The 21,268-nt window shown below is 68.1% G+C and carries 21 protein-coding genes; 10 read left to right on the top strand and 11 right to left on the bottom strand.

Going from position 1 to position 21,268, the window contains the following annotated elements; genetic code table 11:
- The first annotated feature begins 10 nt into the window (after positions 1–10).
- The 9 genes from LPC08_RS25050 to LPC08_RS25010 all read left to right on the top strand — a co-directional run bounded on the left by LPC08_RS25050 (position 11) and on the right by LPC08_RS25010 (position 7,829).
- Complete coding sequence (locus LPC08_RS25050; protein ID WP_230450819.1) at positions 11–832, top strand: IS5 family transposase; 822 nt, start codon at positions 11–13, stop codon at positions 830–832.
- A 91-nt stretch (positions 833–923) separates the two neighbouring features.
- Positions 924–1,679, top strand: coding sequence for an aspartate racemase/maleate isomerase family protein (locus LPC08_RS25045; RefSeq protein ID WP_230453163.1), 756 nt, complete (start codon positions 924–926; stop codon positions 1,677–1,679).
- Positions 1,680–1,701: 22 nt separating this feature from the next.
- Complete coding sequence (locus LPC08_RS25040) at positions 1,702–2,439, top strand: aspartate/glutamate racemase family protein (protein ID WP_230453162.1); 738 nt, start codon at positions 1,702–1,704, stop codon at positions 2,437–2,439.
- 33 nt (positions 2,440–2,472) lie between these two features.
- The gene (locus LPC08_RS25035) at positions 2,473–3,522 is read left to right on the top strand and encodes a tripartite tricarboxylate transporter substrate binding protein (protein ID WP_230453161.1); all 1,050 of its coding nucleotides are present in this window, start codon (positions 2,473–2,475) and stop codon (positions 3,520–3,522) included.
- A gap of 5 nt (positions 3,523–3,527) precedes the next feature.
- Positions 3,528–4,307 (top strand): citryl-CoA lyase, encoded by a 780-nt coding sequence (locus LPC08_RS25030; RefSeq protein WP_230453160.1) that lies wholly within the window; start codon positions 3,528–3,530, stop codon positions 4,305–4,307.
- Positions 4,308–4,341: 34 nt separating this feature from the next.
- On the top strand, positions 4,342–5,493 hold the full coding sequence (locus tag LPC08_RS25025) for an acyl-CoA dehydrogenase family protein (protein ID WP_230453159.1): 1,152 nt from the start codon (positions 4,342–4,344) through the stop codon (positions 5,491–5,493).
- Between the two features lie 6 nt (positions 5,494–5,499).
- A complete protein-coding gene (locus LPC08_RS25020) occupies positions 5,500–6,711 on the top strand; it encodes a CaiB/BaiF CoA transferase family protein (RefSeq protein ID WP_230453158.1) in 1,212 nt (403 codons plus the stop codon).
- The gene (locus LPC08_RS25015; RefSeq protein ID WP_230453157.1) at positions 6,708–7,403 is read left to right on the top strand and encodes an enoyl-CoA hydratase/isomerase family protein; all 696 of its coding nucleotides are present in this window, start codon (positions 6,708–6,710) and stop codon (positions 7,401–7,403) included. Before LPC08_RS25020 ends, LPC08_RS25015 begins: the two co-directional genes overlap by 4 nt.
- A 141-nt stretch (positions 7,404–7,544) precedes the next feature.
- Positions 7,545–7,829, top strand: a complete 285-nt coding sequence (locus LPC08_RS25010; RefSeq protein WP_370643373.1) for an NAD(P)-dependent oxidoreductase — start codon at positions 7,545–7,547, stop codon at positions 7,827–7,829.
- A gap of 143 nt (positions 7,830–7,972) precedes the next feature.
- Here LPC08_RS25010 and LPC08_RS25005 read toward each other — a convergent pair whose 3' ends face one another.
- The 6 genes from LPC08_RS25005 to LPC08_RS24980 all read right to left on the bottom strand — a co-directional run bounded on the left by LPC08_RS25005 (position 7,973) and on the right by LPC08_RS24980 (position 15,063).
- On the bottom strand, positions 7,973–8,761 hold the full coding sequence (locus LPC08_RS25005; RefSeq protein WP_230453156.1) for an ABC transporter ATP-binding protein: 789 nt from the start codon (positions 8,759–8,761) through the stop codon (positions 7,973–7,975).
- Complete coding sequence (locus LPC08_RS25000; protein ID WP_230453155.1) at positions 8,754–9,533, bottom strand: ABC transporter ATP-binding protein; 780 nt, start codon at positions 9,531–9,533, stop codon at positions 8,754–8,756. The genes LPC08_RS25005 and LPC08_RS25000 overlap by 8 nt, the downstream gene beginning before the upstream one ends.
- A complete protein-coding gene (locus LPC08_RS24995) occupies positions 9,530–11,434 on the bottom strand; it encodes an ABC transporter permease (RefSeq protein WP_230453154.1) in 1,905 nt (634 codons plus the stop codon). The genes LPC08_RS25000 and LPC08_RS24995 overlap by 4 nt, the downstream gene beginning before the upstream one ends.
- A 22-nt stretch (positions 11,435–11,456) precedes the next feature.
- Positions 11,457–12,647 (bottom strand): ABC transporter substrate-binding protein, encoded by a 1,191-nt coding sequence (locus tag LPC08_RS24990; protein ID WP_230453153.1) that lies wholly within the window; start codon positions 12,645–12,647, stop codon positions 11,457–11,459.
- A 104-nt stretch (positions 12,648–12,751) separates the two neighbouring features.
- Positions 12,752–13,549, bottom strand: a complete 798-nt coding sequence (locus tag LPC08_RS24985) for an SDR family NAD(P)-dependent oxidoreductase (RefSeq protein ID WP_230453152.1) — start codon at positions 13,547–13,549, stop codon at positions 12,752–12,754.
- A 62-nt stretch (positions 13,550–13,611) separates the two neighbouring features.
- A complete protein-coding gene (locus tag LPC08_RS24980; protein ID WP_230453151.1) occupies positions 13,612–15,063 on the bottom strand; it encodes an aldehyde dehydrogenase family protein in 1,452 nt (483 codons plus the stop codon).
- A gap of 283 nt (positions 15,064–15,346) precedes the next feature.
- On the opposite strand from LPC08_RS24980, the gene LPC08_RS24975 reads away from it, so the two are divergent.
- A complete protein-coding gene (locus tag LPC08_RS24975; protein WP_230453376.1) occupies positions 15,347–16,291 on the top strand; it encodes a LysR family transcriptional regulator in 945 nt (314 codons plus the stop codon).
- A 132-nt stretch (positions 16,292–16,423) separates the two neighbouring features.
- Here the strand turns inward: LPC08_RS24975 and LPC08_RS24970 are convergent, their stop codons facing one another.
- The 5 genes from LPC08_RS24970 to pcaDC are packed head-to-tail and all read right to left on the bottom strand — an operon-like array spanning position 16,424 to position 21,136.
- Positions 16,424–17,788 carry a class-II fumarase/aspartase family protein gene (locus tag LPC08_RS24970; RefSeq protein WP_230453375.1) on the bottom strand — a complete coding sequence of 455 codons (1,365 nt, stop codon included), beginning with the start codon at positions 17,786–17,788 and terminating at the stop codon, positions 16,424–16,426.
- The gene (locus LPC08_RS24965; RefSeq protein WP_230453374.1) at positions 17,785–18,618 is read right to left on the bottom strand and encodes a 3-oxoadipate:acetyl-CoA acetyltransferase; all 834 of its coding nucleotides are present in this window, start codon (positions 18,616–18,618) and stop codon (positions 17,785–17,787) included. The genes LPC08_RS24970 and LPC08_RS24965 overlap by 4 nt, the downstream gene beginning before the upstream one ends.
- A gap of 58 nt (positions 18,619–18,676) precedes the next feature.
- Positions 18,677–19,270 carry a protocatechuate 3,4-dioxygenase subunit alpha gene (gene pcaG, locus LPC08_RS24960; RefSeq protein ID WP_230453373.1) on the bottom strand — a complete coding sequence of 198 codons (594 nt, stop codon included), beginning with the start codon at positions 19,268–19,270 and terminating at the stop codon, positions 18,677–18,679.
- Positions 19,263–19,976, bottom strand: a complete 714-nt coding sequence (gene pcaH, locus LPC08_RS24955) for a protocatechuate 3,4-dioxygenase subunit beta (RefSeq protein ID WP_230453381.1) — start codon at positions 19,974–19,976, stop codon at positions 19,263–19,265. The genes pcaG and pcaH overlap by 8 nt, the downstream gene beginning before the upstream one ends.
- Positions 19,977–19,981: 5 nt before the next feature.
- Positions 19,982–21,136 (bottom strand): bifunctional 3-oxoadipate enol-lactonase/4-carboxymuconolactone decarboxylase PcaDC, encoded by a 1,155-nt coding sequence (pcaDC, locus tag LPC08_RS24950; protein WP_230453372.1) that lies wholly within the window; start codon positions 21,134–21,136, stop codon positions 19,982–19,984.
- Between the last annotated feature and the right edge of the window lie 132 nt (positions 21,137–21,268).

Genomic DNA, 21,268 nt, shown 5'->3' with positions numbered 1-21,268 from the left:
GAGATCAACGATGTGGACCGATACCACTCGGGCGCAGTATGCCCGTGCGGAACTGGCTTTGCCAAGCGATTTGACCGATGCCGAATGGGCACTGCTGGAGCCGTTCTTTCCGCCAGCATCGCATGTGGGCCGCCCGCGCAAGTGGCCACTCAGGCGGATTGTCGAGGCGATCCTGTATCTGCTGCGTGGCGGCCTGCCGTGGCGGATGCTGCCGCCCTGCTTTCCGCCGGTCTCGACGGTGCGGCGCTGGTTCTACCTGTGGCGGGACAATAGGCTGTGGTTGTCATTGAACCATGCTCTGTTGCTGATCGCCCGTGAGGGGACGGGTCGCGAAGCCTCGCCCAGCGCCGGGGTAATCGACAGCCAAAGCGTCAAAACCACGGAAAGCGGCGGACCTCGGGGCTATGATGCGGGCAAGAAGACCAAGGGCCGCAAGCGCCACATCCTGACCGACACCGACGGCAATCTCGTCCATGCGGTAGTCCACACCGCCGACATCCAGGACCGTGACGGTGCGCCGCTGGTGCTGGCCGAGATCATCAAGCGCTTCCCGTGGCTGCGCCATGTCTTCGCCGATGGTGGATATGCTGGCGACAAGCTCAGGGACGCCCTCCGGCGGATCGGCAAATGGACCGTCGAGATCGTCAAACGGTCAGATGCCGCAAGAGGGTTTGTCGTCCTCCCGCGCCGTTGGGTTGTCGAACGCACACTGGCTTGGCTCAATCGGAACCGCCGCCTCGCCAAGGACTTCGAGCAGACCATCGCATCGGCTACCGCATGGCTCTTCATCGCCTCGATCCAGCTCTTCGCACGCCGCATCGCAAGGCCATGAAATCACGCCGGATAATTATGAATCAGACTCTGAGTACCGCGACGTCATTCGCCGCGCAAATGTACAGCCAGAATAAATCGGAGGCAGCCCCATGGATCTCCGGCCCAAACACCAGTTGGGATACGTCCTTCCAGTGAACGTAGGAGACTATATCCACTACCAGTTCTACCGCGTTGCACCGCAGGACTGCATGCTCGTCTGCGCCCCCATCGGCCTCCAGGCCTTCAGCTCCTCCGGCACGGAACAGGCCCTCGAGAAGTTCTGGCCTGCCATCGAGTTCCTTGGTGGGCGAGGCGTCCAGCGCATCACTCAAGGCGGCATTCCGGTATCCGCCCATGTGGGCCGCCAGCGCATGCTCGCGATGATCGAGGAGGCTGAGCGGCGCACCTCGATCTCCTGCTCCGCGGATTTCGAGGAGTCGATCGACGCGCTCCGGGAACTCGGGGTCAGGAAAGTCGCCGTCGCCGCCAAATGGAATGCCGAGCTCATGGCGCGGGTCGCGGATTATCTTCGCGAGGCGGGCCTCGATCCAGTCGGCGTTGTGGCCGAACCGCACACGGCCCAGGAGGTTCTCGCGATCCAGCCCGATCCCGGAGCGGATATGGCGATTGCTCTTGGGAGGCGCGCATTCCGGGATCACCCCTCGGCCGAGGGCCTCCTCCTCGCAGGCGGTTCCTGGCTCAGCCTGCAGGCCGTGCCTGCGCTGGAAGCCGAGTTCAGCCGCCCGGTCGTGACCAATCCGACCGCAAGCTACTGGGCCTTCCTGCGCCAGTGTGGACGCGCCGCGCAGCCTGGCATGGGCCATCTCCTCGGAACGCTGTCCGAAGCCCCTGTGCGGTCACCCTGAAGGAGGGAAGGAGATGGTTCGCGTGGCCTTCGTCGTCGGCGAATACCCGGAGAAAGAGAAGCGTCGTCGGGAGAACGCCGCGCTCGCCTTCAGTTCTGCCGATGTGGAGGTCGGGATCGTCCAGGTGCCGGCGACACCTTACCTCCACGGCCTCACGCCTGCGGAGATCCAGCTCGTAGCCCCGGCCTTCATCGAGGCGTTTCGCAGGGCCGAGAGCCTCGGATATGACGCGGTCGTTCCCCTCGGAACACTCGATCTCGGGGTGGATGGCGGCCGATCGGCTGTGGACATCCCCGTGATCGGGCCGACCGAGGCGATGCTCCATGTCGCAAGCGTCCTTGGCGACCGCTTCGGAGGGATCGTCTACCACGAGGATCTGCTCCCCATGCTTCAGGCCATCGTCCGGCGCTATGGGATGGAGCACAAGATGGCGGGGTGGCGTTGCTCGGGGTTCGACCTCCCGGACATCAGCAACAACCGAGCTGCGATGGCGGAGAACTTCGTCGCACAAGCCCGCAGCCTCGTCCGCGACGATCAGTGCGACGTGATTCTCGCACTCGGCATAACGCAATGCCCCGTGATGATGGATCCGGTCGAACTCTCGAAGGAGATAGGGGTACCGGTCGTCGAAGGGATCGGAGCGCCAATCCGCCTGGCGGGCCTGCTCGCGGGCCTCGGTCTGTCACACAGCCGTCGGCGCTGGCGCCGGTCCCTGTCTCGTGCACAGCCGGCCGCGCCACCGGACGACTCACATCGATAGCGAGTAGGTCGGCTCGCTGCCGCGGGCACTGACATGCGTATCGCGAAGCGGCATGGAGCGCGCAGCCTTTGTATGGCGGCACTGAACATTCAGGGAGGCAACATGATCAAGTCGTGTGATATTGGCATCGGTCGGAGGCTCGTGCTTGCCGCCGCAGTCGCAGCACCGCTCGCCGAAGCCGCAGCTCGGGAGTTTCCCGAACGTACCCTTCGCTTGATCGTGCCCTATCCACCTGGCGGCGGGACCGATATCGCGGCACGCCTGCTCGCCGAACGGCTGAGAGCGACTCTAGCGCAGCCGGTGGTGATAGAGAACCGGCCCGGCGCGAGCGAGAGCATCGGCACCGAGGCGGTCGTCAGGGCCGCATCCGATGGCTACACCATCGGCCTGATCACGAATGCCGTCTGCATCCATCCCAGCATGAACATGCGCCTTCCGTACAATGCGCAGCGCGATCTCCTGCCGATCAGCACCGTCGTAAGGATTCCTCACGTCCTGGTGGTGCATCCCAGCGTCCAGGCGACGACACTTGCCGAGTTGCTGAGCCTTGTTCGTGCCCAGCCTAATCGGTTCAGCTACGCGTCCCTCGGACCGGCGAGCCCCCATGCTGTCGCCATGGAATGGCTCAAGCAGCTCACTGGCACGCAAATTCTCCAGGTGCCCTATTCCGGCGTCGCCCCGGCGGTGACCGCCGTGGCCAATGGCGAGGTGCAGATGACCTTGTCCGGCATCACCGCGGCCGTTCCGCAGATCGAGGCGGGCCGCCTGCGGCCGATTGCGGTCTCCCCGGCCGCAGGCATCGCCTCCTACCCGGACTGGCCTCCCATCGCGCGGGACGTACCCGGCTTCGACATGGCCTCCTGGTATGGCGTCGTGGCCCCGGCCGGAGTGGACCGCGCGATCGTGGCCGGCCTGCGAGACGCGATCGCGGCGGCCCTCGCCACGCCGGAAGTGCGCCAGGCGATCGCGGCGCTCGGTGGCGAGATCGCCCCGAGCACCCCGGAGGAGTTCCAGGCCCTGATCCGTCGAGAGACCGAGCTATGGTCGCAGGTTATCGGCGCCAGTGGCGCGCGCGTGGAGTGAGCCGTATGACCGACCCGCAAGGCGCAGGGGCGAGAACGCCGATCCGTTCCGACATGGGATTCAGCACGCCCGATCGCGTGGTTGTCCAGGGCCGGGACCTGCCCGGCGAGATCATCGGCCATCTCGATCTTGGCGCGATGGCCTTCCTTGAGATCACCGGGCGTATCCCGACGAAGGCCGAGGCGCGGGTCTTCAACGCCCTCCTGGTCACCCTGGTGGAGCACGGCATGACCCCGCAGGCCATGGCCGCGCGGCTCGTCTATCTTGGCGCACCGGAGGCACTCCAGGCCGCTGTCGCGGCCGGGCTATGTGGGATGGGATCAATGTTCGGCGGCGGCGCGGAAGCTGCCGCCCGCATGCTGCAGGAGGCGAATGGCCGTGATGCGCCAGAGATCGTCGAGAGCTACATCGCGGCCCGGCGGCCCATCCCCGGGCTCGGGCATCCCGTGCACAAGCCCGTGGACCCCAGGACGGCCCGGCTCTTCGACATCGCGGCCGAGCATGGCTTCTCGGGCCCGCATGTCGCGCTGCTGCGAAGGATCGCCGAAGCGGCGGAGCAGCGGACCGGCCGCACCCTGCCGATCAACGCGACCGGCGCCATCGGGGCCGTCATGACCGAGATGGGATTCGACTGGCGCCTGTGCCGCGGCGTGGCGGTCATTGGCCGCGCCGTCGGACTGGTCGGACACATCGCCGAGGAACTCCGGGCTCCCATCGCCCGCACTCTGTGGGAGCAAACGGAAGGCGAGGTGACTCAGCATGCCCTGGAGGCGGAGGCGCCATGACCGTGCCGCAGGAGCATGCAGAGGAGGCCGCGGCATGGATTTCGCTCTGAGCGAAACGCAGCGGCAACTCGCAGAGACCGTAGGGGCACTGATGGAGCGCCATGCGACGCGGTCCTATATCCGTGCGCTCGACCGGGAGGGCCGGTATCCTCTGGAACTCTATGACGCCTGGGCCGAGGCCGGACTCTTCGCCCTTCCCTTTCCAGAGGAGCATGGAGGTCTCGGGGGCACCCCGCTGGACCTCGTCGTCCTCGCGGAGGCCATGTCTGCGAAGGGCTTCGACTTCTTCACCGCCTATGCCGCCGGCGTGTTCTGCGGCCTGAACATCCTGCGTCACGGCACAGAGGCCCAGCGCAGAGACATCGTCCCCGCCATCATCTCTGGCGTCCAGCGGATGGCGATTTGCGTCTCCGAGCCGGATGCCGGGTCCGATGCGGCGGCCATGCGCACCGCGGCCAAGTGGGACGGAGAGGCGTGGCGGCTGAACGGCCGCAAGCTCTGGTCGACCGGTGCCGGGGCCCCGAACACCTTGCTCAACGTCTATGCCCGGTCCGATCCGCAGGCGCCAACCCGGAATGCGATCTCTTTGTTCCTTGTTCCGAACTCGGCGAGCGGCGTGGAACTGCGCAAGCTCGACATGCTCGGCCGGAGGTGCGTCGGAACCTACGAGATCACCTTCGACGACGTGCGCGTGCCTCCGGACGCGCTGGTGGGAGAACCCAACGCGGGATGGAGCTACCTCCTCTCGGGCCTCCGCCTGGAGCGCCTGTGCTCCGCGGCGGGGTATTGCGGCAGCGCTCAGGCCGTCCTCGACATGGCCGTCACCTATGCCGGGGAGCGCGCGCAGTTCGGCCGCCCGATCGGCAGCAATCAGGCGCTCGCGCATCTCCTGGCGGATATGCGCGTGGATGTTGAGGCCGCCCGGCTGCTGACCCACAGGGCCGCGTGGGCGCTGGAGCAAGGTGGAGATGCCCTGGCAGAGATTACGATGGCGAAGCTTTTTGGGTCGGAAGCCTATGTGCGTGCGGCGAATGCGGGGATGCAGGTCATGGGAGCCTATGGCTACAGCATGGAATTCGACATGCAGCGACACTTCCGGGATGCGCGCAGCACCACCATTGGCGCCGGCACCTCGCAGATGCAGCGGAACCTGCTCGCGGGCCTCATGGGCCTGAAGGTCGGGTGAGATCACATGAAGGTCGTCAGCGGGCTTCGCGTGCTTGATCTCGGCTCCTTCATCACGGCCCCCTATGCGGCCATGCTGCTGGCCGAGCTGGGGGCGGATGTGGTGAAGGTGGAGCGGCCGGACGGCGGCGATCCGTTCCGGCGTTTCCAGGGCGGCCTCTACGGGCCGCAATTCCAGGCTCACAATCGTGGAAAACGCAGCCTTGCCCTGGATTTCTCGAAGCCGGCCGGGCGGGAAGTTCTTCTCGCCCTCGCGGCCCGGGCAGACGTCATGGTGACGAATTTCCGGCCGGGTGTCGCGGAGCGCCTCGGGATCGGCTGGGAGATCCTTCATGCGCACAATCCACGCCTGATCCTGTGCGAGGTGACAGGCTTTGGTCGCGATGGCCCGTATTCGCGCCGGCCGGCCTATGACACGGTCGGCCAGGCCATCGGCGGGATGGCTGCCCTGATGCGGGAGTTCTCGGAACCTCGGGTGCCCGGACCAGCCCTCGCGGACGCCGCGACGGGCCTGTTCGCCTGCTACGGGATCATGGGCGCCCTGCTTGAGCGAGCGTCACGCGGCATCGGCCGGCTCGTTGAGGTCAATATGCTGGACGCGACCATAGCGCTGATGACCGACGCCGTTTCCCAGTACGCGGCGACCGGCGTGTCGATCGGCACCTACACGCGCGCCGCTCTCTCGCAGGCCTATGTTCTCACCTGCTCGGACAACAAGCAGATCGGTTTGCATCTCTCCTCGCCAGAAAAGTTCTGGCAGGCTCTGCTCCGTGCCGTCGACCGCCCGGAATGGAATGACGATCCCCGCTTCTCTACCCGGGAGGGAAGGGTCGCGCAGTACGGTGAGCTGGCGCATGCGCTGGCGAAGGTGTTTGCCGAGCGCTCGCGTCGCGAATGGACGGTACGGCTGGAAGAGGCCGATGTCCCCTTCGCGCCGGTTCACGAGATACAGGATGTCGAGTCCGATCCTCAGGTGCAGCATCTCGGAACCGTGTACGAGCTGGATCATCCGATACACGGCGCGGTGAGGGCACCTCGGCGCCCGATCTGGTATGACGGCCAGCGCGAAATGGAATTGAGGCCCCCGCCGATGCTCGGCGAGCACAGTGCAGACATTCTCCGGGAGCTTGGAATGGAGGACCGGCTGCCGGTCCTCCGTGCCATGGGTCTGGTGCAAGGGTTTGAAGACCCGCCAGCGAGTGCGGTGGCGGACGGATGATCCGCCAGGAGAATCGCGGTCTGGCCCGTCTCCTAGTCCTGAACCGGCCCGAGAAGCGCAACGCTCTCGATCGCGCTATGACCGAAGCGCTCATTGCAGCCATCGACGCAGCGGAGGCCGCCGACGATGTGCAGACGATTGTCGTCGCGGCCGAAGGATCCGTCTTCTGCGCCGGGAATGATCTCGCGGAAATGCGGGCGCTATCGGCCGATCGCGCGGCGGAGAGGATGCGCCTTCGGTTGAGCGAAGCGCTCCTGGCGACGCCCGGCCGGGTTGGAAAGCCGGTCGTCGCGGCTGTTCAGGGGGCCATCATCGGAGCCGGAGCAGCCTTCGCCCTCTGCTGCGACTACCTGGCGATGACCGAGGACAGCCGCATGTCCTTCCCGGAGGCGCAGCACGGCATCCTGCCATCACTCATCGCGCCCGTCCTGCGGCGCCACCTGCCTCCGCGCCTATGCTTCGACCTCCTCACGACAGGACGCAACATCACGGCCCAGGAGGCTCTCTCATTGGGGCTCGCGTCGCGTTTGGCAGCAAGGCCGGCATTACTGGATGTGGCCATCGAACTCGCAACGAGCGCTGCAAGGTTGCCGCCGGATCGGCTGCGCGCGCTGAAGCAGCTCTGCGGCGGGGACCTGTCAGATCTCACACCAAGGAAAACCCTGCCTGCGGGCCGCGGAGACTGCAGGTAGTTCTTGGTCTGGCATAGGATGGCCGGAAGTCCCCATCAGACGCGCCGACTGCGGGTCCGCAACGAGCTTGAGAGGCAGGATTGTTGATTGCCGTGAAGTGCCCGAGGTGAAATCCCCCAGTTTGGCTCCGGGGACCAGGCGTTGCTGGCGGAGAAGCGGATCGCCGGCGCCGGCATCGACGTGTTCCTGCGGGAACCGCCGCCGGCCGACCATCCCCTGCTGTGCTTCGACAACGTCATCGCCAGCCCGCACACCGCGGGCATCACCGCGGAAGCGTTGCGGCAGATGTCCGTGATGGCGGCGCAGCAATGGATCGACGTGCTGGCCGGGAAGGTGCCGCCGCACCTGGTCAATCCCCAGGTCTGGCCACTCTATGCACGCCGCTTTGAACAACTGACGGGACACGCCCCGGACCCGCTGAGCTGAGGAAGCGAGGCACAACGCGGCGCGGCTTGATTGCGCAGGCGCTCCTGCTCCAGGCCCGCCCGAGCGGTGCTGTGCTGAAGCCTGGGCTGCGCCATTACGAGCCTCGCCATCTGCAGCCCGTCCCGCCTCGGAGCGCCCGCATTTCAGCCGGACGCCAGGATGTCCTTCAGGCGGATGTCCAGCGCCATCTGCCGGCCGGGGGCGGCCCCGATGGCCGTGCCACCCCCCAGGTACTTCTCGGCGATCTCATCCGTTTCAAGGATATCCCTGGAAACGCCCTGCATCGTCACGTGCCCAGCTTCCAACACATAGGCCCGGTCAGACACCGCCAAGCTTTGCCGCGCGTTCTGCTCGGACAGCAGGATGCTCAGCCCGGCCTCCCGCAGGCGGCTCACCAGGCGGAAAATCTCGCTGACCAGCAAGGGGGCGAGGCCCAGCGAAGGCTCATCAAGCAGAAGGTATCGCGGACGGCCCATCAGCCCGCGTGCGATCGCCAGCATCTGTTGCTGCCCGCCTGAAAGATTGCCGGCTGGCTCTCGAAGCCGCTCCAGCAGGGCAGGGAAGAAGAGGCAGCTTTCCGCGATCCGTTCCTTGATCGAGGCGGCGTCCCGGAGATCTGCCTGTGCATAGGCGCCCAGGATCAGGTTATCCTCCACCGACAGCCCTCCGAAGACTTGCCGCCCCTCCGGCACGTGGGCGATGCCGCGGCGGACCCGGTCGCGCGGGGACAGAGCCTCGATGGACTCGCCGTCCAGCAGGATACTGCCGCCACGACATGGCAGCAGGCCGGACAGCGCCTTCACGAGGGTGGACTTCCCGGCACCGTTGGCGCCGATCAACGCCACCACCTCACCCGGCCGGACCTGCAGGCTGCAGCCAGGCAGCACGACATCGCGGCCATAGCCGACAGAAATCTCCCGCAGCTCAAGCACCGGACATCTCGTCCTTCCCGATATAGGCCTCGATTACCCGTGGATTGATGCGGATCTCGGCCGGCGTGCCGTCGGCGACCACGCTGCCGGCATCCAGCACCACGATCTGATCGGCGATGTTCATCACGAGGTTCATGTTGTGCTCCACTACCATCACCGTGATGCCATGGGCGCGCACGGCGCAAAGCAGGGCGGACAGCTCCGACGTTTCGGTGTCGTTCAACCCGGCGGCAGGTTCATCCAGCAACAGCACGCGGGGGCGCGCCATCAGGGCGCGAATCACCTCCAGCATCTTTTGCGCGCCCATGGGCAGATCGGTGGCGGCCGCATCGCGGAAGGCCGAAAGGCCGACGAGATCGAGGAGCGCCTCCGCCTGGCGGGTGAGGGCCCGCTCCTCCCGCCGCGCGCCCGGCAGCCACAACATCTGCGCCGCGGCGGAGGAATGCTCGCGCATGCGCGCCCCGGCCAGCAGGTTCTGCAGCGTCGTCATGCCGGGAAAGACGCGGGCCGTCTGAAAGGTACGGACCAGCCCGGCTGCGGCGATGCCCGCGGCGGAGCGGCCCGCCAGGCGCTCGCCGAACAGCAAGACCTCGCCCGAACTCGCCGGGTAGAAGTTGGTAACCAGGTTGAAGATGGTGGACTTGCCAGCGCCGTTGGGGCCGATGAGCGCACAGAGGCTGCCCTCCGTCACCGCGAAAGACGCGTCCCGCAGGGCCAGCACGCCGCCGAAGCGCTTGGACAGGCCGAGGGCCTGAAGGGCGATGCTGGTCATGCACGCGTCTCCCGCGCAGCCAGCCGTCCTGGGGATGGTGCAACCGGCCACGCCCGGTCGAGCACCATGACCGCGCGCCCGTAGAGACCCTCTGGCAGAAAGCGGAAGACGAGCACCAGCAGCGCCCCCTCCGCCAGCATACGGTAGGTTGCCAGGGGCTGGAACAGGGTTGGCAACAGGGTCAGCAGCACCACCCCTAAGAACCCGCCGATCAGTGTCGCCTCGCCGCCCAGCACCAGCATGGCAATGAGCTGGAAGGACCGCATGGTGGATACCATGTCGGGCGACAGAAATTGGAACTGGAAGGCGTACAGGCTGCCGGACAACGACCCGAGCAGCGCGCTCAGCACCATGGCCACGACTTTGATGTAGCCGACCCGCATGCCAAGGGCCGAGGCTGCGGCCTGGTCCGCGCGCACCGACATCAAGGCGCGGCCGAAGCCGGAGCGCAGCCCCCCCGCGAAGAGCAGCACCAGCAGCACGACGACAGCGAGGATCAGATAGTACATCCGTTCCGTCGTGTCGAAGGCGACCGGCCCGATCTCCAGCACCGGGATGCCCACGAAGCCGGATGGGCCGCCCGTCAGATCGACCAAACCGACGGCCAGTGAATCGATCAGCAGCGCAAAAGCGAGGGTGGCCAGCGCGAGATAATGGCCGCGCAGCTGCATCGTCACCAGCGCGAGCACCGCGGCGCAGGTGCCGGACAGCAGCAGAGCGGCGAGGATGCTGAGGAAGGGCGACAGGCCGTAGGTGGCGGAAAGGATGGCGGCCGCATAGCCGCCGATGGCCATGAAGCCGGATTGGCCAAGGCTGACCTGGCCGGCGAAGCCCATGAGCACGTCCAGCCCGAGCACCGCGATGAACACGATCAGCGCGATGCAGAGGGAGCCGGTCATGCCCGCCGGCAGAGGCAGCACCGGGGCTGCCGCGAGGAGGGCGAGCAGCGCGAGCCCGAGGGCGATGGAAGCGCGGCTGTCGAAGCGCACTATCGAGCGGTGGGCGTGCCGGTCCACCCGTACATCTGTCCGCTGCGCCCGCCCCGCGCTGAACAGCCCGGAAGGGCGTAGCACCAGCACCGCGAGCAGCAGCACCAGGGCGAGGGTGGTGGAGAAGATCTCAGACAGGTAGCCGGCTGCGAACTGGGTCGCCACGCCCAGCACCAACCCGCCAGCCACCGCGCCTACGAAGGAGCCGATGCCCCCGATGGCCACCGCGATGAAGCCGAAGGTGGTGTAGAAGTTCGCCGTGTCAAACTGCATGGAGGCGATGGGCGCGATCGTTACCCCGGTCACGGCGCCGATGAACGCTGCGAGGGCGAGGCTGAGCAGCATCATCCGGGGCACGTCGATGCCCATCAGCCGTGCGGCGGTCGTGTTCTCGGCGCAGGCGCGCAAGGCACGGCCGGTGCGCGTGCGCTGCAGCAGGTACCAGAGCGCCGCAATCATCACCGCGCAGGCGCCGATGACCCAGAGGCCCTGGGACGGGATGCGCAGGCCACCGATGACGACCGGCGCCTCGCCCGAGAAGGGGGGCATCGCATAGGGCTGACTGCCCCAGAGGATGAGCACCAGCCCCTCGAAAAAGGTCAGAAGGCCCGCCGTCAGCATCAGCGTGGAACTGGGCGGCAGGGTGGAGATTGCCGGCAAGAGGGTGAAGGAGCCCAGCAGCACCGCGATCACGACAGTCGCCAGGGCCGCGCCGGCCAGGGCCAGCGGCATCGGCAGCCCCAGCACGGATTGCAGGAAGTACATGGCCATCGCGCCCAGGACGCAGAAGGCGCCCTGGGACAGGTTGACGATGCCGGTGACGCGGTAGACGAGGGAGAAGCCCAGCGCGACCATGGCGAAGACGCCACCCTGCAGCAGGCCGCCGATCAGGATCTGGAGAAAGGTGTTCATGGGTGCGCGCCACGTATGGACATCATTGCGGCAGGGGCCCGCCTCCCGCGCTGCTCACCACCGCCCAAAGGCGCGCGGCGGGATCCCAGCGTGTGATGATGGCATTGGCCGGGCCGAGGCCGCGGGAAGGCGACTGGCGGAAATTATAGACGCCGCTGATGCCGGCCCAGTCGGTCAGACCCTCCATGTATTCCTTGACCTGCGCCGCGGTGGCGGAGGGGCCGAGCTTGCGGAGCGCGTCCACCATCAGGTTCCCTGCGTCCCAGGAAAGGCCGGCTCGGATGTCGATCGCCACCTTCGCCGCATTCATCGCGGTATAGAAGCGCTGCTGCGCCTGCTCCACCTCCGGCGCGTAGCTGGGACGGCCCTCATGCGGCAGGAAGAGCGAGGTCGCGAAATAGAGTTCCCGCGGCAGGAACTCCGCGTATTGATCCATCTGCTCGAAGATCTGGTTGCCGTTCGTGGTCACCACCGGGATGTTCAGCCCCGCCTGGACGATGCCCTTGAAGATGGTGGCGATCGGGCCGCCCGTGGTCCAGGCGACCAGGACCTGCGGGTTCGCGGCGCGGATGCGCTCCATCTGCGCGCTGACGCTGACGTCGGTCTGGTTGAAGCGGGCATTCTCGACAACCTCTATCCCGGCGTTCTCGGGCATCTTCAGCGCGGCGCTGATGCCGTTCTGGAAATCCTGCCCCGTCGCGTCGGTTGAGGAGATCAGCGCCACCCGGGTCCAGCCGCGCGCGCGGAAATAGCGGATATCCGCGGCCAGCAGGTCGTGGGTGGAGACGCTCGAGGAGTACATGTAGCTGCCGGCCGGCGGCTGGACGGCCGGGGACAGGCAGTAGGTGACGGGGCCGTTCCGCACGAGCGGCGCCATGGCGTTGCACATGGCGACGATGGAGGAGCCCAGCATGACCGGAGGCCGCTGCGCGGCCACCGCGCTGGTGAGCTGCACCGCCACCTGCGGGCTGGTCTGGTCGTCGCGGAAGACGAATTCCAGCGGGCGGCCGCCGATGCCGCCTTCCTTGTTCACCTGCTCCTGAAGCACCTGCAGCGTGCGTTGCTGGCCCTGGCCCAGGAAGGCGCCGTTGCCCGTCAGCGGCAGCACGACGGACACTTGCAGCGACGACTGTGCGTGGGCGGCACCGGCGGCCAGCGCCATCACTACCAGCGTGGCCAGTCCGGCAAGGCGGCCGGATGTGAATACGTTCATCGCTTCTTCTCCCTACGCGGTGCGCTCCGTGACGCGCGGTCTTTGTGTCCCAACATCCCGCCCCGGGCCCAAGGGGCGCTCCGGGCCCGAGGGCCGTCCGGCCGTCAGCGGTGCGTAGCGCCGCCGTCCACGGCGATAGCCTGGCCCGTCACGAAGGCGGACGCGTCGGAGGCCAGGAACAGCGCCGCCCCGACCAGGTCCTGCGGCGTCTGGGAGCGGGGGATGCACTGCGTGGCGGCGATGGCCACGCGCTGCTCAGGCGTCACGGTGGCGCGCTCGACCTCGGTGAAGGTGGCGCTGGGCAGGATCGCGTTCACCGTCACGCCGTCCGGCCCCAGCTCCCGCGCCATGGAGCGCGTCATGCCGACCACCGCGGCTTTCGAGGTGACGTAGTGCAGGTAGTTGGGCCGACCCATCGAGACTGTGGAGGAGGAGATGTTGATGATCCGCCCGCGCTTCGCCAGGCGCATCGGCGCCGCGACGGCGCGGGCGCAAAGGAAGGTCCCGGTGACGTTGACGCGCATCACCGCCTCCCATTCCTCCAGCGGGATTTGCTCGAAGGGGCGCATGGCGAGGGTCGAGAAGATGGCGGCGTTGTTGATCAGCGTGTCCACGCGCCCCTTGCGCTCCATCGCCTCGGCGAGGAGGCGCTCCACCGATCCGGCATCCGCCACGTCCACGGCGCAGGCGATCGCCTCCCCCCCGGACTCAGTGATCTCGCGCGCCACGGCCTCTCCACGCGCGGCGTGCATCTCCGCGATGACGGGCACGGCGCCTGCGGCGGCGAAGGCCTTGGCGAAGGCGCGGCCGATCCCCTGTCCCGCGCCGGTGATGATGACGACGTGGCCCCGAAGGTCGGATGCGGCGCCCGTTTCCGGGCGGCTGGATGTCATGACGGTCATTGAAAGGTCCCTCCGGTTCTTCTTCTCGTCCTCAGCCGGCTCATGCCGGGCCCTGGCCGACCTCACATGTCGATGGTCACACTGACGGTTTTGAGCTGGGTATAGGCGAGCAGCTCATCGAGGCTTTCCTCGCGGCCGATGCCGGACTGCTTGAAGCCGCCGAACGGCACGCCGAGGAAGTGGTCGGAGCTGTTGTTGATCCAGACGGTGCCGGCTTCCAGTCGCGCCGCGAGGCGGTGGGCTCGCGCGACGTCCCGCGTCCAGACCGAGGCGGTCAGGCCGAACTCCACGCCATTGGCGTCGCGCAGCATCGCCGCTTCGTCGTCCCATCGCAGGATGGACAGGACCGGGCCGAAGATTTCCTCCCGCGCGATCCTCATCTGCATCGTCACGTCGCTGAACACCGTGGGCAGCACGTAGTGGCCGCGCGCCAGGGCCGGGTCGTCGGGCCGCGCCCCGCCGACGACCAGCCTCGCCCCTTCCTCCCGGCCCGCGGCGATATAGCCCATCACCTTGTCGTACTGCGCCTGGCTGACCAGGCTGCCCATGCGGGTGGCCGGATCGGTGGGCAGGCCGGGGCGGATGGTGGCGATCTGGCGGCGGACTTCCTCCAGCACCGCATCGTGGATGTCGGCATGCAGGAAGGCGCGCGAGGTCGAGCCGCAGGACTGACCGCACCAGGGGAAGTTCATGCCCTTGATCATGCCGGCCGCCACCTTGGCCGGATCGGCATCCGGATAGGCGATCAGCGCGTTCTTGCCGCCCAGCTCCAGCAGGCACGGCACCACGCGCTCGGCCGCCGCGCGCAGCACCGCCTTGCCGGCGCCCACCGAGCCGACCAGCCCGATCTTGTCGACGCCGGGATGCGCGACCAGGGCCGCGCCCGTCTCGCGGTCCCCGGACAGCACGTTGAACACGCCGGGCGGGAAATGGTCTCCGGCGAGCTCCATCAGCCGCAGCGCCGAGAGCGGCGCCTGCTCGGGTGTCTTGACCACCACGCAGTTGCCCGCGGCCAGCGGCGCCGCCGCGCGCCAGGTGGCGAACATCAGCGGGTGGTTGTAGGCGATGATCTTGGCCACCACGCCCCAAGGCTGGCGCAGGGTGTAGTTCAGGACGCCATCGCCGGAAGGAATGGTCTCGCCTTTGGCTTCCGTGGCCAGGCCGGCGAAGAGGTCGAAGCCCGCGGCGGCGATGGCCACGTCCTTGATGAGGTCGGTGACGGGGTTGCCGCCATCGACGGCATCCACCAGCGCCAGTTCCTCGGCATGGGCGCGGAGGATGGCCGCAAAGTCCCGCAGGTAGGTTGCCCGCTGCACCGGCTTCAGCGCCGCCCAGGCGGGAAAGGCGGCTCGTGCCGCCGTCACGGCGGCATCCACGTCGTCGGCGCCCGCGATCTCCGCATGACCCAGGGATTCGCCGGTGGCCGGGCTGCTCAGCGCCAGCACCCGACCAGAGGCGGCCGTATGGAACCGCCCGCCGTAGAACAGACCCCGGTTCCGGGGCAGCGCCGTCATCCACGCGGGACCAGAGGTGTCTCCCGCCGCGGATTGCCCCTCCTGAATTGCAGGATTCATGCGATTCCTCAACCTTTGCGCACGCAGGCAAGCCCGGAGTTCATTGATCCATGCTCAAGCTCTCGGAAGCGCCTGGATGATCTGCTCTCGCCGACCCGCTGCGGGATCACTGATTGGGCTGAAGCATATTGCTCCACATCAATAAGTCTAATAGCAATGAAATTAGCGTTTCATAAGACCAAGGTTATGGGAGACTGCCGTGCCTGCTCATGTGCGCCGAGCGATGCGCCCCTCCATTCCGCAGCTGACCATCCAGAAGCTTGAAATCTTCTCCTGCGTCGTGGAGCTGGGAAGCGTAACGCGCGCGGCGGAGTATCTCGGCGTGGCGCAGCCGGCCGTGACGGCGCATCTGCGTGACCTGGAGGAGAAGCTGGCGGTCCGTCTCGTGCAGCGCAGCGGCCGGCATCTCGTGCTGACGGACGCCGGGCTGCGCTTTCACAGGTGGGCGGAAGAGGTTCTGACCCGCACCTCCGAAATGTCGCGCGAGCTGAGCAGCCTCAGCGATGGCGCCTCGGGCATGGCGATCATCGGTGCCTCCATGACCGTCGGAACCTACGCGCTGACCGAGTTGCTGGTGGAATATCTGCGGCGCTACCCGAGCACCCAGGTCGAGACGCAGATCGCCAACACGAAGCTCGCAACCGAAGCGGCCCGAACCGGGGCATGTGACTTCGCCGTGCTCCTGCTCGACCCCAAGCAGGACCTGAACGGGCTGGTGCTGGAGCCGCTCTGGGAGGAGCGCCTGCTCCTCATCGCTGCCAATGGCGACAAGCGCGTTGGCGTCAGCGCAACGCGTTCGGAGGTCGCGCAACTCCCTTTCGTCGGGCCGCCGCGCAAGCTGGTGCGCCGTGACCTGGAGGATCAGGCGCTTTACGCCCAGGGCATTCTCAACCGCCGCGTCCCGCTTGAGCTGGGTCATCCCGAAGCCATCAAGCGCGCCGTCATCGCCGGAGCAGGCTTCGCCTTCATTGAGGCATCGGCCGTCCAGACCGAGATCGCCCGGGGTGAGCTCCGCGTCGTGCGTACTCCCGGCGTGCAGATCACCATGCCTCTCTTCCTCACCTATCGGCGCGGCAAGGTCATGACGGACATGCAGGCCAACCTGATGCAGTTCATCCGCGCCTGGCGGCCCGGGTACCGCTCCGGCCCTTGCCAGGGATCGGCATGATGGGCGCGTAGAGCGACAACCGGCGGCATTGACACGGGGCTTCGCGAGGCCATCGAACCCTGCCGCGCGGAATCCGTGCCGCCGTGACGGCCGGCATCTGCATGGCGGCACAGGCGCGGGATTGACCGGCGCTCAGCCCACGCGCAGGGCACCGCGGGCGGCTTCCGCGTTCCGGATGGCGGGCGCCACCCAGGCAGCGGCGGCAGCCACCGCCGGGCCGGGATCGAAGGCGGCGGACAGGTCGATACCGGCCTCCCGGACCTGCGGCAGCTCCTCCAGGACGGCCCGCAGCGGCTCGCCGCGTCTCCGCACCTCCCCCGCGGCATGCTCCACCAGCGCGTGCGCCGCGCTCCGGCCCAGCGCCTTACCCAGGCGGGCGGCGGCGGCGTCAGCGAAGAGCAGGCCCCGCGTCAGGTCGAAATTGGCGCGCATGCGGGCCACATCCACCTCCAGCCCTTCCGCGAGCACCCGCGCCTCCCGCAGCGCACCGGAGGCCAGTCCGAACAGGGCAGGCAGTGCATGCCATTCGGCGTGCCACAGCCCGGCCGGGCGTTCATGCGCCACGGCCATCGCATGCAGCAGCGTCGCCGCATGCCCCGGCGCCGCCGCATGGGCCGCCAGGATGACGGTGCAGGACACCGGGTTGCGCTTATGCGGCATGGCCGAGGAGCCGCCGCGCCCGGGCATGTAGGGTTCCGCCACCTCCCCCACCTCCGTGCTGGCCAGGTGGGCGATGTCGGTCGCCATCTTGCCCAGCGCGCCCAGCAACTGCGCCAGCCAGCCGCCGGCCTCGGCGATGTGCCCGCGCCGGGCATGCCAGGCAATGGACGTGGCCCCGAGGCCAAGCTCCCGCGCGAAGGCCTCCAGCACCGCCGGTCCCTGCATCCCCAGCCCGGCCAGCGTGCCGACGGGCCCAGCCAGGGACGCCACCAGCAGCCTTTGCCGGATTTCCGGCAGCCGTTCCGCCGCCTCCGCGATGCCGGCGAGCCACACCGCCACCTTGTAGCCGAAGCTGAGCGGAGCCCCGTGCTGGCCATAGCTGCGGCCGACACAAGGCGTCTCCCGGTGCGCCCCGGCCAGCGCGCACAACCCGGCCAGGACGCGATCCAGCTCCGCCGCCACCAGCCGCAACGCGTCCCGGAGCTGCAGCACCAAGGCGGTATCGAGGATGTCCTGCGTGGTCGCGCCCCGGTGGAAGTCGCGTTCCATCTCCGGAGGCAGGCGGGCCTGCACCGCCTTCACGAAAGGGATGGTTGGCACGGCGGAGAGCATCGTTTGCCGCCCCAGCGCCGCCAGGTCGAGATCTCCGGGAGACACGGCCTCGATCGCGTCCGACAAGCCGACGGGCACGATGCCGAGCCCTGCCTCCGCCCGCGCCAGCGCCGCTTCGGCCGCCAGCATGGCGCGCAGCCGCGCCTCGTCGGAGAAGCAGGCCCGCATATCCTCCGTGGCGAAGAGCGGCCCGACCAGCGCGGAATCCAGTGCCGAGAAGGTCATGCGGCCGCGCCCAGCCCCAGCATCTGCCGGGCTTCCGCCGGGGTGGCGGGGCGGCGGTCGTGGCGGGCCGCGGCCTCCACGGCCAGTTGCACCAGCTCGGCATTGCTGCTGGCCAGCCGCTCGCGGGTGATACGGATATTGTCTTCCAACCCCGTGCGCAGCCCGTCGCCGCCGCGTTGCAGCACCCATTCCATGACCCGCGCCTGACTGGCGCCGATGCCGGCAGCGGTCCAGGTGGCCTGCGGCAGCACGCGGCGGGTCTCGGCCAGCAGGAGGTCCAGCAGGTGCTCCTCAGCCGGCATGGCGTTGCGCACGCCCATCACGAACTGCACATGCGGGCGTGCGTCCATCCGTCCTTCGTCGACAAGCCGCCGCGCCGCATGGATATGGGAGAGGTCGAACACCTCGATCTCCGGTCGCACGCGGTGAGTCTGCATCTTGGTCGCCAGGTCCGTGACCAGCGAGGCCGGGTTCTCGTAAACGATCGTGGGGAAATTGACCGAGCCGGTGGAGAGCGATGCCATGTCCGGCCGCAGTTCCAGCGCATTTCCACGCGCTGCCGGGTCGCGCCCGCGCCCGCCGGTCGAGAACTGGATTACCATCCCCGGGCAGTGCTTACGCACGCCTTCCTGCACCTGAGCAAAGAGCGCGGGGTCGGAAGACGGGCTCTCATCGGGGCTGCGGACATGGATGTGCACCAGGCTTGCCCCGGCCTCGAAGGCGGCATGGGTTGATTCCACCTGCTCGGCCGGAGTCACGGGCACCGCAGGGTTGTCACGCTTGCGCGGCACCGAGCCGGTGATTGCGACGGCGATAACGACGGGGGTCATGACGGATCGCTCCTGCTCTCAGGCGGCGCCGGCAGGGGACGCCGTCTGTTGCTCGCGGTTATACCGCCATCCAAGCGGTCTCGCCCTCGCCCTGCAGACGCAGGTCGAGGTTCCAGTGCCCCGGCGCGGTCTGCCGGGCGACTAGCGTGCCGCGCCGCGCCGGTTCGACGGCGGTTAGCACGGGGTCGGTGTCGTTCAGCGGCTCGCCCTCGAAATAGAGTCGGGTGCAGAGGTGGCTCAGCAGCCCGCGCGCGAAGACCGCTAGTGCCACGTGCGGCGCTTGCAGCGCATTCGCGCGCTCATGCCCGCCGATCGGCACCGGGCCGGGCTTCAGGGTCACGAAGCGGAAGCCGCCGTCGCCATCCGTGGCACAGCGGCCATAACCCTGGAACTCGCCCGGCGGGCCATCGGGATCCGGGTATTCGCCCTTAGGGTCGGCGTGCCAGATCTCGACCATGGCATCTCCCACCGGTGCGCCGCTGCCGTCGGTGACGCGGCCGGTCAGCGTGATCCGCTCCCCAAGCGGCACCGCGCCGGCGAAGTGGCGCGTGGTGTCGGCCCATTCCGGGAAGTCCACCAGGTGCCAATAGGGGCCGGCGGTCTGGCTGGCGGAGGCGACGAGGCCGGCCTCGGGCGTCGGCGCGTCAGTCATGGTGATCATCCTCCATCGGGGTGGCCTCGTGGCCGCGCAGCACGATGTCGAAACGGTAGCCCAGCGCCCATTCCGGCTGGGTCAGCTCCAGGTCGAAGGTCGAGATGAGGCGGTTGCGCGCAGCCTCGTCGGGAATGGCGTGGAAAATCGGGTCCAGCGCCAGCAGCGGGTCGCCTGGGAAATACATCTGCGTGATCAGCCGCTGGGCGAAGCCGGCGCCGAAGACGGAGTAGTGGATGTGGTTCGGCCGCCAGGCATTCTTGTGGTTGCGCCAGGGATAGGCGCCGGGCTTGATGGTGACGAAGCGGTACCAGCCATCTGCATCGGTAAAGACGCGGCCATTTCCCTTGAAGTTCGGGTCCAGTGGCGCGTCGTGCTGGTCGCCCTCATGGTTGTAGCGGCCGGCGGCGTTGGCCTGCCAGACCTCGACCATGGTGTTGCGCACCGGGCGGCCGTCCTCATCCAGCACGCGGCCGGCGACGATGATGCGCTCGCCCATCGCGTGGCCATGCCCGTCCCGCAAAGCCGTCAGGTCGGCGGTTGCCGGGTAGCGTTCGGGCGAGAAGCGGGGAGCGCTGGTCTCGGTCATGGTATGCGGAAGGCGCAGCAGCGGCTGCTTTGGATGCCGCAGGTGCGTGCTGCCGTAATCGGGAGCGTCGTAGGGCGGCTGCGTCTCCGTCAGGGGTCTGCGGTATCCCGTGATGATGGCGCTCACGGCTCTTCCTCCATCTGCCTCAGGGTTTGCTTGGCCAGCTTCAGTGCATGATTCGCGGTGGGCACGCCTGCATAGGCGCCGACCTGCAGCAGGACTTCCGCGATCTCCTCAGGCGTCACGCCGGTGTTGCGGGTGGCGCGGACGTGCAGAACGAACTCGCCCTCCCGCCCCAGCGCCGCCATCATCGCCAGGGTCAGCAGCGACCGGGTGTGACGCGGCAGGCCTGGCCGGGTCCAGATGCCGCCCCAGACACTGCGGGTGATGTACTCCTGGAACGGCGCGTCGAGGGCGGTGACGGTGGCGCTGGCGCGGTCCACATGCGTCGCCCCCAGCACCGCGCGACGCACCGCCATGCCGGCCGTCAGCGAGTCCTCCGCCGCCGGCGCCAAGAAGCGGAGCATGACCGCGGCCACCGCCTCGGGTCGTTCCACCGTTGGGATGTGGGAGGCATCTGAGATCACCTCCAGCACGGCGCCAGGAATGGCGTCACGCAGCGCTTCGGCGCTGGCCAGCGGCGTCGCGGCATCGGCGTCGCCCACCAGCACCAGCGTCGGCTGGCGCAGGTTGCGGGCGCCTGCGCGAAGATCGGCGTCGGCGATCGCCTCGGCAGCACCGGCATAGCCCTCGGGATCCGTGCGGCGGAGCATCGCCCGCAGGCCCTGCCCCACCGGACCATCCAGCGCCGCGGGCGTGACCCAGCGGGCGACCACTGGCTCCACCAGCGGCGCCATACCCTCGGCACGCACCGTGGCGGCCCGGCCGCGCCACAGATCGGCCGGGGGAATGATCATTGCCGTGTCCACCAGCACCAGGGAGCGCACGCGCTCCGGCGCCAGCGCTGCCATCGCTTGCGCCACCATGCCGCCGATCGAGACGCCGGCCACATGTGCCCGCTCGATCCCCAGCGCGTCCAGCAGCGCCAGCATGTCTCGTGCCAGCCTCCCGATATCGTACGGCCCGGGCGTCACCGTGGTCAGGCCATGGCCGCGCAGGTCCGGCAGGATCAGGCGGAAGTTCTGCCGCAGCGCCTCGGCCGGGCCGTCCCAGATGCGGTGGTCGGTGCCCAGCGAGTGCAGCAACAACAGCGGCTCGGCACCCGACGCGCCCTCTTGCCGCAGGTACAGGAACAGGTCGTCAACCGACAGGAACATCAGGCGCCTCGCCGCAGAGTGACAGGTAGGACAGCGCCTCGATGTGGTCTGATCGCAGTCCCATCGCGAAGCACCTTCGCTTGGCCATGGCTGCTCATCGAATAGCCAGGGCGGCCGCCGCGCAGGTGGATC

The sequence above is a fragment of the Roseomonas sp. OT10 genome, from assembly GCF_020991085.1.
Classification (GTDB): Bacteria; Pseudomonadota; Alphaproteobacteria; order Acetobacterales; family Acetobacteraceae; genus Roseomonas; species Roseomonas cutis.
The sequence above is the reverse complement of the archived record's forward strand: the minus strand, read 5'-3'. Positions and strand labels throughout refer to the sequence as shown.

Coding starts and splice junctions, on each gene's coding strand:
- LPC08_RS25050 (WP_230450819.1), top strand. CDS start 11: ATGTGGACCGATACCACTCGGGCGCAGTATGCCCGTGCGGAACTGGCT.
- LPC08_RS25045 (WP_230453163.1), top strand. CDS start 924: ATGGATCTCCGGCCCAAACACCAGTTGGGATACGTCCTTCCAGTGAAC.
- LPC08_RS25035 (WP_230453161.1), top strand. CDS start 2,473: ATGCGTATCGCGAAGCGGCATGGAGCGCGCAGCCTTTGTATGGCGGCA.
- LPC08_RS25030 (WP_230453160.1), top strand. CDS start 3,528: ATGACCGACCCGCAAGGCGCAGGGGCGAGAACGCCGATCCGTTCCGAC.
- LPC08_RS25025 (WP_230453159.1), top strand. CDS start 4,342: ATGGATTTCGCTCTGAGCGAAACGCAGCGGCAACTCGCAGAGACCGTA.
- LPC08_RS25020 (WP_230453158.1), top strand. CDS start 5,500: ATGAAGGTCGTCAGCGGGCTTCGCGTGCTTGATCTCGGCTCCTTCATC.
- LPC08_RS25015 (WP_230453157.1), top strand. CDS start 6,708: ATGATCCGCCAGGAGAATCGCGGTCTGGCCCGTCTCCTAGTCCTGAAC.
- LPC08_RS25000 (WP_230453155.1), bottom strand. CDS start 9,533: ATGACCAGCATCGCCCTTCAGGCCCTCGGCCTGTCCAAGCGCTTCGGC.
- LPC08_RS24995 (WP_230453154.1), bottom strand. CDS start 11,434: ATGAACACCTTTCTCCAGATCCTGATCGGCGGCCTGCTGCAGGGTGGC.
- LPC08_RS24990 (WP_230453153.1), bottom strand. CDS start 12,647: ATGAACGTATTCACATCCGGCCGCCTTGCCGGACTGGCCACGCTGGTA.
- LPC08_RS24985 (WP_230453152.1), bottom strand. CDS start 13,549: ATGACCGTCATGACATCCAGCCGCCCGGAAACGGGCGCCGCATCCGAC.
- LPC08_RS24980 (WP_230453151.1), bottom strand. CDS start 15,063: ATGACGGCGCTGCCCCGGAACCGGGGTCTGTTCTACGGCGGGCGGTTC.
- LPC08_RS24975 (WP_230453376.1), top strand. CDS start 15,347: ATGCGCCCCTCCATTCCGCAGCTGACCATCCAGAAGCTTGAAATCTTC.
- LPC08_RS24970 (WP_230453375.1), bottom strand. CDS start 17,788: ATGACCTTCTCGGCACTGGATTCCGCGCTGGTCGGGCCGCTCTTCGCC.
- LPC08_RS24965 (WP_230453374.1), bottom strand. CDS start 18,618: ATGACCCCCGTCGTTATCGCCGTCGCAATCACCGGCTCGGTGCCGCGC.
- pcaG (WP_230453373.1), bottom strand. CDS start 19,270: ATGACTGACGCGCCGACGCCCGAGGCCGGCCTCGTCGCCTCCGCCAGC.
- pcaDC (WP_230453372.1), bottom strand. CDS start 21,136: ATGTTCCTGTCGGTTGACGACCTGTTCCTGTACCTGCGGCAAGAGGGC.